A 16,078-nucleotide genomic window follows, 5' to 3' on the forward strand; every position below is an offset into this window, starting at 1 on the left:
AAAGGCATATTCTCACATACCCTCTCCACACACCCTCTCACACACCCTCTCACACACCCTCTCCACACACCCTCTCACACACCCTCTCACACACCCTCTCACACTCTAAAAAAATATATATTGAATTGGTTTCATACAGGAAAGTATGGGTATTGAAATCAGCATAAAGGCGGGTGCAGACGCAGCAACTTCAAGCGTCAGCGCTTCGGGAAGTGTACAGCACATTATCACAGATAAAGAGAGAAAGACATTTGACATTGAAGATTCAGGTCTCAAGAGTGCAGTTGGAAAGTATTTCGGAAAGAAACCTAATGATGCTTATCTTCACAGCCCCACTCCCTGGGATGACCTCTACAAAACATACGGCTGGAGTGAGGTTCAGACGATACTGGATGTCAAGAGTGCAAAAATAACCGGGATTACTTCAGAACCAGTAATAGTGGCAACCAAGAAATTCGTCAATAGCAGCTCAAAAAAGGCCACTTTCGATGCCAGCATTTCGGACCAGGTAACCAATACCACAGAGAGCAACTGGTCTCAGACGGACACAATCGATGTAGGGCAGAAGATTACATATGATGTCAGCTTCCTGGGAGCCGGTGGAGGAGGAGAAACCTCAATGTCCTACAGCCATTCCTGGGGGCAGGGTGGATCTGAAAGCAAAAGTATTACAGTCGGCTCAGCTCAGGAGTAAGTGTAGAATTGGAACCTGGCGAGTCAATTGAAGCCGTACTGTCAGCAAGCCGGGGTGTAATGAAGGTAAGGATTGTTTACATGGCCCATCTGACAGGTAGTACAGCTGTCAATTATAACCCGACTTACAAAGACCATTATTTCTGGTCTCTTCCTATTATTGGCGTTATGAGTACTGCCAGTCTCTCAACTAACAGAGAATTTACGGAAGATATCGAGTAGGCTACTACTCAGACGCAAAAATAGAACTAAGAAATCCGCAGGGTCAATTAAAGGCAACATTTTTGGTGGCTAATAAACCTGCAGTTGAAAAAGTACCAATTAAAACAGTAGTTTAAATGCATATAAAGTACAGACCTGGCAGTGAATATTATAGGGCTCATGCAATTGAACTTAAACAAGAGTTGAAAACACTCAAGAGCAAGTGTCAGTAATTATAATAAGACTGGATATGCCTGATTTTATCGCTCAACTGCGTAAGTTCTATATAAGTTAATTCAAGATACCATTTTTCCAGAAAAAGCTTTTTTCAGGTTTCCTCTCAAATTTTTCGAATATACTCGGATAAAGCGCAGGGTACTTTGCTTCTTTAAGGGGGATACAGAACATCCTGTCTGGATAAGATGAGTCTCCACCAAATCCGATAACAACAAAGAAAGGAAGTTTTTTTTCTCTCGCAAAGCTCTGATATCGTTTTAATTGCTGAGGGTCGGACCACTGAAGTTTACCCTCAAACAGACTGGACCTGAACTTACATTCAACGCAAAAAACTTCGTCTTTCGGGAGATAACGGACAATAAGATCCGGGTCGGTATCCGATTCCACAAATCTGTCATGCTTCCGCATAATGTCTGTACTCCATTGCACAATCGAGAAATATTTGTCGTCAAAAAGGTTCACAACATATTTTTCAAAATCATTTCCCTTTTCTACGGATTCGTCTTCTTTCAAGACTTCAACTACTCTTTTAAGTTTGCCAACAAGTCTCGTAATAAACCCCCCATACAGTGTATATAAACTGAATGGGTTTTATCATTTTAAATATATCGACAGTTCTCACACGCAGTTCCTACACATAGTTTCCACAAAATACGTGTTCTTCTTCTCCAGTTTTTAGCCTTACCTGTATTCAGTAATTATTTACTGATTCTGCTGCCTCAGGAAGTAGACAGGGAAATTCGAAAATTAAGTAAGAGGAGGAAATTAAACCATTGAAATTATTTCAATACCTCTTTTAATATTATTTCAATATTCCGTTTTTCCAGAAGAATTTCTTTTTTGCGCTGCGTTCAAATTTCTCAACAAGCTCCATAGAAAGCACAGGAGACTTTACCTCTTTTAGGGGAATGAAAATCACTTTTTTAGGTTTTCTGGTTTTGCCACTGGGTCATATCACAATATAGAACGTATAGAACGGGATATCATTGTCTTTTGCAAAAACTCTGTATCTTCCAAGCTGTTTGGGTGCTGACCATTGGAGCTTACCTTTGAAGAGTTTGGATCTGAATTTGCATTCAACACAAAATATTTCATTTGTGGGCTTGTAATTTTCTCAGGAATTCTTCCGGAAAACCTTAATCTAAAAAAGAATATACTATATTGGGGATAAATTAACAACTCACTAATAATAATCAAAACTGAATAAAAGTGCAAGGTTTTACGCCTATGGGGAGAGGGCCGAAAAATTACGAGGAGAAACTGATAACTCCGGAACAAGCAGTCAAGCTTATAGAAGAAGGATGGAGGCGAGCAGACCTGCATGTTCATACAACCTGTTCCTTTGATGTACTTCCTGCAAGAGATCTGAACCCTGAGAGCCTTTATGAGAAAGCTCTAAAGATGGGAATGGATTATGTGACATTTACAGACCATGACACCATTGAGGCATATGAAATTCTCGGATGGGATCATGAAAAGCTTGTCCCTGGGGTTGAAATAAGTGTATATGACCCGGAATTTGCAGGGCACTCGCTTCATATTAACATTTTCGAGCTTGACAGGGAGGAGTTCTTTGAGCTCATGGAAATTGCGGAAATCGAACATGACCTGAGAAGCTTTATCAAATACCTCAGGCGGCATAACCTTCCTTTTATTTACAACCATCCTTTCTGGTTTGAGTTTCACAGTGAACCGAATCCGTCTTCAGTCCCCAGGCTAGCAAAACTTTTCCCTGTACTGGAGTACAATATGCATGAACTCAAGCAGAAAAACGAACTTACAATTGCTCTTGCGGAGAAACTTGGCAAAGGTATTGCCGCGACAACCGATACTCATACAGGAAGAATTGGTAAAGTATACACTCTTGCAAAAGGAGATAATTTCAATGAATTTTTCAAAAACGTAGCGCAGGGAAAAAGTTACATTGTTCCCGAAGACCTTACCAGAGAGCTTTTGATCGACGAAATGAATACCTGGATAGATCTGATTTTTGAAAAAAGCCAGAAAAACAGGGACGTAGAAAGCTACCTTACCGGGATAAAATCTCTGGACACTATGGTCAAAATTTCTAGAAGTGAACTATTAAATTACTCTCCAAAACTTAACAGAACTGCAATGAACCTGCTCTATATGATATCAAACACAGGGCTTCCTGCATCAGTCTACATTCATTCGGCAGAGAATCTGGCAAAAGATATTGAAAGACAGATTGAAATCGAGAAACAAAATTAAAAGTGCAGTTTTCATTTTTTGTAATGACTTGAATTAGCCTGCATAAAAAGGGCTTTCCCCAGTCTATTTTTTGGATACGTAAATATCAAAAAGTTTATATTATGAAATTGTTTAGATTATTTAGCATAAAAAATGACTAATTGGTATTATTTTTAATTACTATCTAATATATTATTACTAATAATTACTATGATGGGAAAAGTTCCCGATTCGAAGATTAAGAATGTTACTCAAGAAGTAATTGGGATCTGTAGGAATATTTGCAGCCTGTAAACATATTTGCAGTCTGTAGGAATGTTTTTGAAACCTGGATGATAAGAGCTCAAAAAAGGGGAAAGCAGTAGATGAAACAAAAAATAAGACACTTAATGGGATTGGGATTAAAAATAAGATTAAAGCGAACGATTATCCTTACAATACTTGTTCTTACTTTTTGCTCAACCGTATTTTCTTCGGTAGCGGTAGGGCAGGAAGATTCTGAAAATAATCAACCAGTCTCGGAAGAAGGATTTTTTGACCGGTTAATCACATATATAAAAAACCTGTTCTCAGGAGAAGGAGAACTGCAGAGCTCAGGAGAAATTTCCAAAATCGGCGCTGCAGACATTCAGCAGTCAGCAGATTCTGAGACAGCAGTTTTGAGAATTGCAACTCCAGACGTAATAGAGTCTGCGTCCCTGGTTGGAGATACAGGTCTGGGGGTTTTTGCTCATCTTTCAAACCCACCACTCATGAAAATGGATGCGGAAGGACATATTGTAGGGCAGCTTGCAAAGAATTACAGTGTATCGGAAAATAACACGCAATGGACCTTCTACCTTAGAGATGACCTCTACTGGAGCGATGGGGAAAAAGTAACACCAGAAGATATTGAGTTCTCAATCCGCTACTACGGTGAAAAAACTCCCTGGGCAAGCTGGATCAATGATACCCTGGAAAACTCAACAGTTTCGGACGCCGACAATTCCGTGACCTTCAAATTTAACAAGCCCTACAACCAAGTCAGTATGGAATTTGCAACCTATGATATCCTTCCTGCTCATGTGTGGAAAAATATCGATGATCCGGTAGAATACACAAACAACGGCCCTTATGTCGGCTGCGGGCCCTACTATCTAAAACTGATAGACCTCAATGCCGGAAAACTAGTTTTTGAGAAAAACCCTTACTGGAAAGGAAAGGATCCTGAATTCAAAACTGTTGAGATCCATTTTTACTCAAATGTGGATGTTGCCACTCTGGCCCTTAAAAATGGGGAAGCTGACACTTACTATAAATATGCAGGATCATACCCTTACTCAAGTATTGAGGAACTTAATAAAACTGGAAATTTTGACTTCATGGAAAAGACCAGCATCGGGCTTGTTTTCCTTGCCCCCAATTTGAAAAAAGCCCCGTTTTCAGATGAGGAATTCCGTGAGGCTCTAGCCTATGCCATAAATTATGAAGAGCTTGCAAGGCTTGAAACCCTTGGGTACGGAGAAGTTCCGAATCGTGGTTTTGTGCCGTCATCCATGGAAAATTATAAGGAAACCGAAAAACTGGAGTACAGTCCAGAAAAAGCCAGAGAGATTCTGGAGAAAGCCGGATACTCGGACAGCAATGGGAATGGAATCCTGGAAGGAAAAGATGGAAAAGACATAAAGCTTGAAATTCTCATCCGATCTAATTACGCCCGCACAGGCGAACTTCTCGATGAATATTTTGAAAATATTGGGCTTTCTGCAGACCTCAAAACTGTGGATTCAGATACCTGGATTGCTCTTAAAGATAGTTACAATTATGACCTGACAGTAACGCGTTCCACTCCCTGGGGTATGCTTATGCATTCAAGTTGGGGAAGCGGCTACTTTGATTCCAGACGGACAGGCCAGGGAGTTATGCATAACGTAGAAGACCCTGGGTTTCTGAAGCTCTGCGATAACATACTTGCAACCACCGACTCTGCAGAACTTCAGAATTATGCATATGAGCTGCAGGACTATTATGCAGAGAATCTGCCTGCAATTCCCCTCTACTGGAGCAAGACGGTTACTCCATTTAACAGGCATTTCGAAGGCTGGTATGCGGATCCACTTTACGGGATATATAACCTGGATACTTTTACAAATGTAACGAAAGTGGAGGCGTAACACTTAGTCTCTGAAGAAGAAATCCGATTGAAGAAAATGGGTAATCAGAGCGATATCAGAGTAGCAAGAACAGAGTAAAAAGAACGATATCAGAGACGTCAAGGACAGAGTAAAAAGATCGACATCAGAGATAGTAGGAATAGAGTAAAAAGAGCGACGTCAGGGATATAGGAACAGAGTAAAAAGAGCGACGTCAGAAATAGAGCAATGTCAGAAATAGTAAGAAAAGTAATCAGGTATTTTGCCTCGTTGATGCTGATAATCGTCATCAACTTTACCCTTCCAAGAATCATGCCTGGAGATCCGGTAAAAAACCTGATTGGTGAAGACTTTTATGTTTCAGAAGAAGTGATGGAAGAACTACGAGCAGAACTGGGGCTTAATCTGCCCCTTTCCCAGCAGTTCACCTCCTATCTCTCCAGCCTCCTGCACCTTGACCTGGGGTATTCCTATCACCTCCATGCTCCTGTAGCAGAGATCCTTCTGAATAAGATGAGCTGGACACTGATTTTCGTAGGGGTATCAGTGGTTATCGGGTCCTTGCTTGGATGTTTTTTCGGTGCCCTTGCAGGCTGGAAACCGGAAAGAAAAGCAAGTCATTTTACCGGTTTCATTTTTGTGGTGCTCTCCTGTATCCCACCTTACTTTCTTGCCCTTCTGACCCTCTATATCTTTTCTTTTAAACTGGGGTTCTTTCCCTCCAAAGGCTTTTATGACACCCCTGAAATAGGAAGTGTGCTGCATCACCTTTTCTTACCTATCTGTGTAATGTCTGTCTTTTCAGCGTCCAGAAACTTTCTGGTCATGCGGGGAAGCGTAATTCAGGAAAAGGAGCAGCTTTATGCTCTGTATGCCAGAGCAAAAGGCCTGTACAATAACGATATACTTTTCAGGCATATCATAAAAAATGCCTCTCTCCCGATAATTACCCTGCTTGCCCTGGATTTTGGTTTTCTCTTCAGCGGGGCACTGTTTATAGAAATCATCTTTTCCTTAAACGGGATGGGGGTCATGATATACAATGCGATAATGGGAAAAGATTATCCTCTGCTTCAAGGAGCATTTCTGGTAATTGCCCTTACCGTTCTGCTAGCAAATATATTTGCTGACCTGCTCTATGCCTTAATTGATCCCAGAGTAAGAGGAGGCCTGGATGAATCAATCTGACTGTACTGACATTCCTTGCATGAAAGAAGCGAGCATTGAAGGTTTTTCTGAAAAACAATCCGAAGCTTACAACTTCGAATTTCCAAAAAAAACTTCTTTCTGGATTTTTCAGAAACAGAAAGGTTTCCAGGGACTATTTAACTGGATAGGTGTTCTTCTCTTTGTGCTTTTCATTTTTATGGCTCTTTTTCCTTCAATTTTTGCTCCTTATGCCCCAGAAGAGCGTTTCATGCCTTACGAAGCCCCTTCGGAAGAACACCTGCTTGGGACAAATGACATAGGAAATGATGTCCTTTCAGAACTGATGTTTGGGGCAAGGATCTCAATGACAGTAGGTTTTATGGCAGCCTTGATCTCAACTCTCATCGGGACTGCGTTAGGTCTCTGTTCAGGCTATTTCAGAGGGATCATTGATGAGCTGTTAATGGGCTTTACTGATGTTATCCTTGTTATCCCCAAAATCCCTCTTATTATAGTCCTTGGAGCATTTCTGAGGCCGAGTATCTGGATCCTGATAGCCATATTGGGGCTTCTTTCCTGGGAATCCACTGCCAGAGTCACCCGTTCAAAGACTTTACAGCTCAGGGAAGCAGGTTACGTAAAAAGTGCCCAGTGTATGGGTTTTTCCTCTTACCACATCATGAAATCAGATATATTCCCAAACATTATCCACGTCCTGTTTCCCAAGTTCATGCTGGCAACTGCGTCGGCAATGATTTCTGAGGCATCTCTTTCTTTCCTGGGACTTGGCGACGTAAGCATGAAAAGCTGGGGGATGATGCTTTCTTTTGCTTTTTCTCAAGGTGGTTTTATTCGGGAAATGTGGTGGTGGTATATGCCTCCAGGGATCTGTATCACCCTCTGTGTACTGTCTATCGCGTCGATAGGTTTCGGGCTTGAAGCAAAGGAAGAAGAACACTCCAGAGAAGGTGTAAACACGCTATGAAACCCCATTCCAGGAGCACATTGCTTGAAAGGAATAAATCGCTTGAAAGAAATCCATTGCTTGAAAGAAATCCATTGCTTGAAAGGAATAAATCGCTTGAAAGGAATCCATTGCTTGAAAGGAACGTATTGCTTGAAGTAAGGGACCTTGAGGTCTCATTTCAGGGACTAGAAACCGTAAACGTACTTTCGGGAATTTCTTTCTTGATTAAAGATAGTGAAACTCTGGCCCTTGTAGGAGAGACTGGATGCGGAAAATCTGTCGTCGCACATACAATTATGAACCTCCTGCCCCCTGAGTCAAGGGTAAAAGGGAATATAGAATTCAGGGGAAAAAACCTGCTAGGAATGCACGAAAGGGAAATGGCAAAGATTAGAGGAAAAGAGATTGCTATTATTTTTCAGAACCCCTCAATTGCCCTTAACCCTGTGTATTCCATAGGTCACCAGCTTGCAGAACCCATATATGTGCACCAGAGAGAAAAGAAAAAGACGGCACTTTCCAGAGTTGCATTAGCCCTGAAACGTATGGGTTTTGCGAACTTCTCCGAGTGCATGAACTACTACCCCTCATGGTGCTCAGGCGGGATGAACCAGCGCTTTTTGATTGCTGCGTCGACTATACTTAATCCTGCACTCCTTATAGCAGACGAACCCAGCAAAGGACTTGACAAAAAATGCATAGTAGAACTGGAAGCTGAACTTGGAAATCTGAAAATGGAACGAAATAGTGCCCTGCTTCTAATAAGCCATGACCTTGAATTTGTTCAGAGGCTTGCAGACAGAATTGCCGTTATGTATGCAGGGGAAATTGTCGAAATCGCCGATCCTTCAAGCCTTTTTGAGAACCCTTTACACCCTTACACCAGAGGTCTCCTGAACAGCCTGCCTGAGAAAGGCTTTATTCCCATACCAGGTTTTTCCCCGTCTCTTAGTAGCCTTCCTTCGGGCTGCAGGTTCCACCCGAGGTGCCCTTTAAGGGAAAAGCGCTGCACTCAAATCCATCCCGAAATTAAAGAAACTGGTCAAAGGACTGTGAGGTGTTTTCTATCTCCCTGAGAGCAGACAGCATATCAAAGACATACGGAAAAGGCCTGTTAAGCAAGGGAAAATGTATTTTCCGAGAAGTTTCTTTTGAGATTAGGTCTGGAGAGACCTTTGGATTGATGGGGCCTTCCGGGGAAGGAAAAAGCACTCTGGGGAGAGTTATTGCCGGGCTTGAGAAGCCCACATACGGTACTGTGTACTATGGGAGTTCTCCACTTCCTGAAATGAATAAAACCGAACATATAACTTTTCGCCGTAAGGTCCAGATAATGTTTCAAGACCCTACGGGCGCTTTTAACCCGAGGAAAAAAATAGGAAGTTCAGTTTTCGATGTCCTGAAACTCCTCCAAATTCCTCATATAGAACATGCCTCAAAAACAAAAGAGATGCTTATGACCATAGGCCTTCCAGAAGAGGTGCTTTCTCGCTATCCTTCGCAGCTATCAGGAGGCCAACTACAGCGCCTTGAACTTGGCCGAATTCTCCTGCTCGAACCTGAATATATCGTACTTGACGAGCCAACTTCAGCTCTGGATGTCTCGGTTCAAGCTCAGACCCTGCACATGCTTAAAAAAGTTCAGGCCGAGAAGAGTATAGGCTATCTCCTGATCTCTCATGATGAAGCTGTTATCCGTTTCATGTCAGACAGCTGCGGATTGCTTGAGAACAGGCAGTTGAGATTAATTGATTGATGTCTCCCAAAACCTTAATTTCTCATGACTACCAGTACAAACTTCTTTACAAGTCCCTTTCCTTACAAGTCCCTTTCCTTACAAGCTCCTTTTCTTACAAGCTCCTTTTCTTACAAGCCTCTACAAAAGTACTGAAAACTAAAGATTTAAAATTAAAGATTCAAAACTAAAGATTCAAAAGAAATCCAGAATCTTTTCAGGGCTTTCAAGCACGGTAATTCCCTGCAAGCTTTTTACGATCTCAACGTTGCGCATATCCACATCCCGGACCAGGACTTCCACAGGCCCGCCTTTGATAGCTTTATAAGGGCAGAGTTCCTTGCAGATCCCGCAGCCTTTGCACTTAAGAAGGTCTATCTGGTCTGTGAAACCGTTTTTCTCAGTTATTGCTCCATGAGGGCAGTTTTCTCTTGGAGGACAGTCTTCGCAATGTCTACACTGTTTTCGGTCGATATTATAGGGCATTTCTGATATGATTGAACCTTCAATATCTACAGGCACAATATAAACAGGCACTCTTCCTTTTACAGCCTGGGCAACGGCATTGGTAACAAGGGAATCCGCAATTCCATAAGCGATTTTCGAAACCGTGTTTGAGGTTGCAGGCGTGACAAATAGGGCGTCATATCGGTCAAGACCGAAGCGTCCGACCTTAGGAGAACTCGAACCCTGCTCGCTTTCCCGGAAGATTTCTTCGAGGTAGTCCCCGCCGGAGATTTTAACAAGCTTTTGCTCAAGCCCGTACATGCGCAGTACCTCCTCTCCAGCCCTGGAAATAAATGTGTTTACGGAAACTTCAGGGTTTCGGAGCTTGATTTCCTTAAAAACCTGGTAACTGCGGTCCAGGAAATGCCCGGCACCTGTAATGCCCCATGCGATTCTCTGAAAACTCATGAAAATAAGTCATGCCAGAGGGGGATAATATAATTTTCTAAAAAAAGAGTCAGGATAATGAAAACGAGAAGTCACAAATTTTAACTGAGAAAGATAAATTATAAACTTTATCTGGGAGTTTATCCGGGGAGTCGATCACAGCTAAACGATCCCAATAATAAAGTATTCACAGCTCCAGTACCTCATAAAGCAATTTCATAGCTTTTTTCTCGTTTTCTCCCCCGCACTTAGAAGCCAGTGATTCATAATGGCGGATCAGTTTGAGATATTTTTCGTCCCCTGTAAGCTGATAGCGGGTTGCATGGACAGTCGCCTCAAGCACTGCGTTGAATCCCCTGTTGGGTACAGGCAAGCTTTTCCAGTTAGCTTCATTGAAACCTGCTTTTACAGGAATAAGGTCGGCCACAAGAGCATGATCTGTACTCTTAAGATCAGTACATTCGAAAACGACCCAGGTTAAAGCTTTTTTAAGGATTGGAAAACTGAGCCCATGGACAGTCACATAGTCAAATTCGGAGGGATCCAGATCGAAAAAAGTCGAACGCACAAGGAGCAGAGGATCATACACTACGTTTGCGGCAAGATACTTTTCTTTTGAGACATTTTCCCAGGTGTGGGTGCCTTTGAAAAGCCGGACAAAAGTTCTTCCATTTTTTACGATTATTCCGATAGGGGCAGCATTGGGGGATTCCAGACCAGTGGTAATTATTGTTTCGGAAATGCCTTCCCTGATCCCAAAGGAATATAAATCGATAGAGTCAAAAGCTGACGATTCGCTTCCGTTTATTCTACGTTCAGGAGAAAATCCGGTCAAAAGCGCAGTCCCCCCAGAAGGGCAATGAAAAGCCCGGCTATGATGATATCGGCTGTTGAACCCGGGTTGATTCTCTTTTTGAGAAGTTCGGAGTCAAACTCCTGTACAGCAGGAAGCAGAACTGCAAAGTTTCTGGTGGTATTACCTAAAGATTCAGTATTACCTGAAGCCTCCTCCCAGGCCGAGAGAATCTCGCCTGCTCTTGAGGAAACATAGTCCGCAGTATCTTTATCAAATTTGGTCTCGATGAAGGTATCCCTGTGCCGGGACAGCAATTTCAGAAAGGTATACACAACGGCTTCGTTAATACCTGTGCCTGAACAGTTCGAAACTGAGTTCTCAGCTCCCGGATTTTGAGCCTGCATGAACTCTGTTATGCATTTTGCTCCTTCAAGGCAGCTTCCGAAGCCTGTAACCCATTCATTTGCAATCAGGTCATATCCCCTGGCAATATCCATAAGTTCGTAAAGGGTAACGTCCTGATCCCTTAATTTGTCTGTTGATTTGGGGTCTCCAAGGCTGAATTCATCCACGCTGTTAACTCTCACTCCTGCCACTTCGAAAGCCCTGTAGAACTCTACAGCGTCCTCACTATCTGTTGCCTGAACAAAAGCATGTGCATGTGCAGCAAGGGCTTCGAATTCATCTGGTAAGAGCTTATAAGGGGCTTTTCCACAGGAGTCGAATAGTTCGCCTGCAGCCATTGAAAGAGGAATAAGTAGCAGAAAGGCACCGAAATGAGTATTTCCTCCTTTTTGCCAAGCAGAACTTTCGCAAACGGCACTTCTGATAAGTGCGCCTATCCCGTTCCTGCTTCTTGCAGCCAGCTCAAGGACGGGGTAAACGCCTACTGAAGACGCTATAAAATGCTCAAAGCAGGTGTCAGGATAATTATGTTCCCTATCGACGTTTCCTGGCTTTGGAGAAGCCGAGACCTCAAGTAACATAGCAAGCTGGGCGCAACGGGCAATAAGATTTGAAATCTGTGGGTTTTTTTCTGCCAGTTCAGGTATCTGGCAGGTAAAACCATTATTAATGGGATTCATTTACCGGAATTCTGGCATGATCCAGTACGTATTCTGCCAGTTGCTTTTTAAGCTTCATGTATTCTACGTCAGAGAGACCAATTGTGTTTAACACTCCGTCTCTGATCCAGCAGGGCTTGGTGATTTTACAACACCAGACAAGGCTTCCAAAGCATGTGTCCTCTCCGTATTCCAGCATTGTGCCTTTCGCAAAGTCAAACTTTGTCCTGGCAAACTCCTCTGCCGTATATCCAAGTTTTCGGAACTTTTCATGTACAGGACAGGGTTTTACAGGCAGGCAGCAGAAAGCTAGTCCCCTGAAGTCCCCTTCGCTGCAAACGTGCTTGGGGGCATTATACCAGCCTATTGACTGCTGGTAAGAGGTAACGTTTTCTACCAGTTCCTGTATAAGCCCGGAATTTTCAAGGACACCCCTGGCAGCGGAGACCATATTGGCTCCTCGGGTAAACATCTCTTTTGCTGACTCAAAGTCCTTGACCGAATTGTTTCCGATCAGGAAGAGCCTTGTAGCGTCTCTGTAATTAAGAATTGTATCAAGATCGGCACCGAAGTCTTCCATTCCGGCATCAACGTGTATGATATCCGCACCTGCCTTATCGATAAGCCTTGCAAGTTCGATATCATTTACCACGTTTGCCCTTACTTTTACTGAAAGCACAACTCCGGTTTCCTTTATCGCTTTGATCCATGCCGAAAGCCTTGGAAGGTCGTGGAGAAGAGCTTCTCCCATCCCGGCTTCGAGCATTTCGGGCTGCCTGCAGTGAGCATTTAACTCAAGGATTGCTCCTTCTTCTTTGACTATTTTTGCAGCTTCAATGAGGGGTTCAAGTGTAGTACTCCTTACATTTACCGCTATGGCACTTCCGGACGTTACTGCCCGGATTTCCTTTTTTATAAGCTCCATCGGTTCATCGGAAATGAACTCTTTTCTACCCCGGGCTACGAGGGCTGAAGCAACAGCTATTGAAGCTTTATCCAGGTTAAAGGCTCCAAGAATTACCAGCCCGGCATTGCTTGCATACTGGTTGGCAAAAGCACTATCGACAATTCCTGCCATAGGCGCCAGTGCAATCGGGTTTTTAAAACGAACATATCCAATATGCAAATCGAACAGACAATCACTCATGTTTTACCTCTTGAAAATAAGCCTGAAAACTGATATGAATTATAGCCATTGCCCGAGATTAAAGTATCTATAAGATTTTTCGGACAAGCCTTGAAGATGGAAAAGGTCCACCCATAACTTACGAAGTATAATACATATATATTAATATTTGGACGCACCCCAAACACACAAAATTTATATAAACTATGGGGAAGGGGCATATCTGTAATCGCCCAGTGAAGAAAATAAAATATGGCAATATTTAATAAAAGTATTATATCATTCCTGTAGAAAAACATTTCTCAGTCGTACAATCTATTTAAGTCTTAAAACTCTTCTCAATCTCAAAACTCTTCTCAATCTCGAAACTCTATTCGATCTTTTGTAGATTAAGCATCCCAAAAATATATATATTTAAAAAAATATATAGAGGCCACCAAAAGGTAACATGCGAGAGAGGCTGGACGGCTGACGGGCCTTCGGGTCTGAGGAAAGTCTCCCCACCGCTCCGGATACACGAACATCTGTAAAGGATGTCGGGCGAGAGCCCGGGCCCTGGCACAGAAACGATAACCATCCTCTGAAAATGCGATGATGCGGAAGCTGAGATCTCAGGGTAAATGGATGAAACGGCGAACCCTCGTGGGTGCAAGTTGGAAATCGGGGAGAAGAGAATTCCGGACTCTCCCGGTTGTTTTTGGAAACGCATAGCCGAATGCCGTCACTGCAAGAGTCCTCAGGACCATTTCCTCCACTGATGGGTGATAGGAAATCTTTGCAGGAACAGAAGGGAGCTTACGTGCCTCACTCGCATAAACTTACTTTCCTTTGTTCCTTTTTCTACTCGTTTTTTCTTTATTCCGGTTTATTTATTTTTTTTTCCGTGATTTTCATTTCTTTATTCGTTTTTCTGTTACTTTGATTTCCTTTATTTGCCTCTATTTTTTTAAATCAGTCCTTATCAGTTCCTTCCAGTTTAAGAGACTTTATTTTGGAGACAGGTTCGACCAGGCAGAAGTTCAACAGTAACCAGCGGACATAATCTTTGTAATTTCTATTGGTTACCACCTCATCCAGGTACTTATCCAGGATCTCCCTGTTGCTAACAGCCAGTTTGAAAGAGGTCTCAGGAAAACGATGCATTATTTTATCCAATTTAAGAGAACTGGCAAGATAATTCCCGAATTCCTGCCTGCAACTGGATTCATAGGCTTTAAGGCTACTTAACTTCTGGCTGTACATGACAAGGTCTGCAACGGCCTCCGCAGCAAGCTGCCCTGACCTGATTGCATATGAAAGACCTTCTCCTGTGAAAGCATCTACAAATCCGGCAGCATCCCCACTCAGAAGCAGCCTTGAATTGAGGATTTTTCTTTTTATCCCGCCTTTGGGGATAATATGGTAGCGAACCGGAAAGTCCCCTGATAAGCCGTTTTCCTCCAGAAAATCCAGCAGTATTTTTTTCGGATGCTCAAGATATTGGGCTGTCCCTATAATTCCTACGGAATAATATCCGTCATGGGGAAAGATCCAGCCATAACCTCCATGTGCAACCCCGAAATGAATCTCTATAGTATCCGGAAACCGGTTCCTTATTGCTTCATCGTCATCGGGAATTTCCGAAACCAGTCCCAGTCCATATCCTGTTTTTTTATCTTTCGGCCTTACTTTGTACTTAAGGGTTCCACCCGAACCTTCTGAAATAAGAACGAACCTCCCCAGATAGGTATTATCTGTGGTTCTGACTTCAACGCAATCTTCTTTTTCAACCAGGTCAAGAACCTCTTCTTCGGTATGGACCTCAATTCCGGTCTCCCTGGCTTTGTCAAGCAAAAAGTTATCAAAGACTTTTCTGGAAACCAGCAGAGCCAGGTTATTTTCTTTCATTCCTTCTACAAATCGGTCTCTGAAGTGAACTCTTACCTTTGGGATATTTCTCTCAATTATGGACTCAGGGAGCTCGAAATCCAGGCAAGATAAACAATAAGAAGAAATAGCCCCTCCACAGGGCTTATACCTTGGGAAATTTTCTTTCTCGATTAAGAGGGTTGAAAGTCCCCTTTTTCCGGCTGTCTGTCCTGCCGATGCTCCTGAAGGTCCTCCCCCTACTATGATCAGATCGTACATGCTAAGACACCCGCTTGCGGAATAAGTGTAGCTATATGCAGACAGGAATAATCTGCCCTTAAAATATATTAAGGCTGGAACAATAAAAAGACCGAAGATACAAAAAAATCTGTAAAAGTTTCTGTAATAGTTCTCTGTAAAAGTTCTTTTATTCTATTACCTGAGTTTGAAATTCAGGAGGGACCAGCGCAAGTAATCTTTATAATCAATCTTGAAATCCATAACCTCAAGATATTTGTCCAGGATTTCTCTATTGTCTATAAACATTTTGAAAGATCTTTCTGGGAAACTATGGATTAATTTGGAAAAAATACGAGAATACTTAAGATGAGTCCCGAATTCTGTCTTACAAATAGATTCGTATTTATGAAGATCTTTTAGCTTTCCTCTCTGCTGACAAATCTCAGCAAGTACGCTGGCGGCAAGCTGCCCTGATCTAATGGCATAGGCAAGTCCCTCACCTGAAGAAGCATCTACAAACCCGGCAGCATCTCCGCTTAGAAGAACCCTTGAGCCCACCACTTTTCTTTTAATTCCTCCCCAGGGAATTTTATGCCCGTGAAGTTTATACTCTCCGGAAAAACCATTATCCTTAAGGAAGTTAAGCATGGACTCTTTAGGATGTGTGAAGTCCTTAACAACCCCACCAATTCCAACGGAATAATAGGTTTTATGAGGAAAAATCCAGCCGTATCCTCCTCTTGCAATTCCAAAATGCAGTTCTAAGGATTTTCCGAGGCGTTCTT

14 protein-coding genes, 1 other RNA gene and 1 pseudogene are annotated in these 16,078 nt (G+C 42.6%); 9 read left to right on the forward strand and 7 right to left on the reverse strand.

The window, feature by feature from the left end:
• Window positions 1-145: 145 nt before the first annotated feature.
• A complete protein-coding gene (locus A9239_RS20030; protein ID WP_230628928.1) occupies window positions 146-694 on the forward strand; it encodes a hypothetical protein in 549 nt (182 codons plus the stop codon).
• An 8-nt stretch (window positions 695-702) separates the two neighbouring features.
• Window positions 703-915 carry a hypothetical protein gene (locus tag A9239_RS20035; RefSeq protein WP_230628926.1) on the forward strand — a complete coding sequence of 71 codons (213 nt, stop codon included), beginning with the start codon at window positions 703-705 and terminating at the stop codon, window positions 913-915.
• A 270-nt stretch (window positions 916-1,185) separates the two neighbouring features.
• On the opposite strand, the gene A9239_RS02030 is transcribed toward A9239_RS20035, so the two are convergent.
• Window positions 1,186-1,644, reverse strand: coding sequence for a hypothetical protein (locus A9239_RS02030; RefSeq protein ID WP_069575207.1), 459 nt, complete (start codon window positions 1,642-1,644; stop codon window positions 1,186-1,188).
• Window positions 1,645-2,358: 714 nt separating this feature from the next.
• Here A9239_RS02030 and A9239_RS02035 point away from each other — a divergent pair.
• The 6 genes from A9239_RS02035 (at window position 2,359) to A9239_RS02060 (ending at window position 9,346) form a co-directional block, all read left to right on the forward strand.
• The gene (locus A9239_RS02035; RefSeq protein WP_230668913.1) at window positions 2,359-3,363 is read left to right on the forward strand and encodes a PHP domain-containing protein; all 1,005 of its coding nucleotides are present in this window, start codon (window positions 2,359-2,361) and stop codon (window positions 3,361-3,363) included.
• Between the two features lie 344 nt (window positions 3,364-3,707).
• On the forward strand, window positions 3,708-5,495 hold the full coding sequence (locus A9239_RS02040) for an ABC transporter substrate-binding protein (RefSeq protein ID WP_230628924.1): 1,788 nt from the start codon (window positions 3,708-3,710) through the stop codon (window positions 5,493-5,495).
• A 207-nt stretch (window positions 5,496-5,702) separates the two neighbouring features.
• Complete coding sequence (locus A9239_RS02045; RefSeq protein WP_048121566.1) at window positions 5,703-6,662, forward strand: ABC transporter permease; 960 nt, start codon at window positions 5,703-5,705, stop codon at window positions 6,660-6,662.
• Window positions 6,649-7,608, forward strand: a complete 960-nt coding sequence (locus A9239_RS02050) for an ABC transporter permease (RefSeq protein WP_048121564.1) — start codon at window positions 6,649-6,651, stop codon at window positions 7,606-7,608. The genes A9239_RS02045 and A9239_RS02050 overlap by 14 nt, the downstream gene beginning before the upstream one ends.
• Window positions 7,605-8,666 carry an ABC transporter ATP-binding protein gene (locus A9239_RS02055; protein ID WP_080941580.1) on the forward strand — a complete coding sequence of 354 codons (1,062 nt, stop codon included), beginning with the start codon at window positions 7,605-7,607 and terminating at the stop codon, window positions 8,664-8,666. The genes A9239_RS02050 and A9239_RS02055 overlap by 4 nt, the downstream gene beginning before the upstream one ends.
• Complete coding sequence (locus A9239_RS02060; RefSeq protein WP_048121562.1) at window positions 8,648-9,346, forward strand: ABC transporter ATP-binding protein; 699 nt, start codon at window positions 8,648-8,650, stop codon at window positions 9,344-9,346. Before A9239_RS02055 ends, A9239_RS02060 begins: the two co-directional genes overlap by 19 nt.
• A gap of 174 nt (window positions 9,347-9,520) precedes the next feature.
• On the opposite strand, the gene A9239_RS02065 is transcribed toward A9239_RS02060, so the two are convergent.
• The 4 genes from A9239_RS02065 to A9239_RS02080 all read right to left on the reverse strand — a co-directional run bounded on the left by A9239_RS02065 (window position 9,521) and on the right by A9239_RS02080 (window position 13,226).
• The gene (locus A9239_RS02065; RefSeq protein ID WP_048121560.1) at window positions 9,521-10,240 is read right to left on the reverse strand and encodes a dihydromethanopterin reductase (acceptor); all 720 of its coding nucleotides are present in this window, start codon (window positions 10,238-10,240) and stop codon (window positions 9,521-9,523) included.
• Between the two features lie 166 nt (window positions 10,241-10,406).
• Entirely contained in the window at window positions 10,407-11,054 is a 648-nt protein-coding gene (locus A9239_RS02070; RefSeq protein WP_048121558.1) for a DUF447 domain-containing protein, read from the reverse strand.
• Window positions 11,051-12,100: a triphosphoribosyl-dephospho-CoA synthase gene (locus A9239_RS02075; RefSeq protein ID WP_048121556.1), complete on the reverse strand. Its 1,050-nt coding sequence runs from the start codon at window positions 12,098-12,100 to the stop codon at window positions 11,051-11,053. Before A9239_RS02075 ends, A9239_RS02070 begins: the two co-directional genes overlap by 4 nt.
• Window positions 12,087-13,226, reverse strand: a complete 1,140-nt coding sequence (locus A9239_RS02080) for a methanogenesis marker 9 domain-containing protein (RefSeq protein WP_048121554.1) — start codon at window positions 13,224-13,226, stop codon at window positions 12,087-12,089. Before A9239_RS02080 ends, A9239_RS02075 begins: the two co-directional genes overlap by 14 nt.
• A 431-nt stretch (window positions 13,227-13,657) precedes the next feature.
• On the opposite strand from A9239_RS02080, the gene rnpB reads away from it, so the two are divergent.
• Window positions 13,658-14,015, forward strand: an RNA gene (gene rnpB, locus A9239_RS02085) — RNase P RNA component.
• 141 nt (window positions 14,016-14,156) lie between these two features.
• On the opposite strand, the gene A9239_RS02090 is transcribed toward rnpB, so the two are convergent.
• Both A9239_RS02090 and A9239_RS02095 read right to left on the reverse strand, forming a co-directional pair.
• Window positions 14,157-15,332, reverse strand: a complete 1,176-nt coding sequence (locus A9239_RS02090; protein WP_048121551.1) for a geranylgeranyl reductase family protein — start codon at window positions 15,330-15,332, stop codon at window positions 14,157-14,159.
• Window positions 15,333-15,488: 156 nt separating this feature from the next.
• Window positions 15,489-16,078: pseudogene (locus A9239_RS02095) on the reverse strand (geranylgeranyl reductase); the annotation flags it as partial.

Source organism: Methanosarcina sp. A14 (genome assembly GCF_001729375.1).
In the GTDB taxonomy this organism is placed as follows: domain Archaea; phylum Halobacteriota; class Methanosarcinia; order Methanosarcinales; family Methanosarcinaceae; genus Methanosarcina; species Methanosarcina barkeri.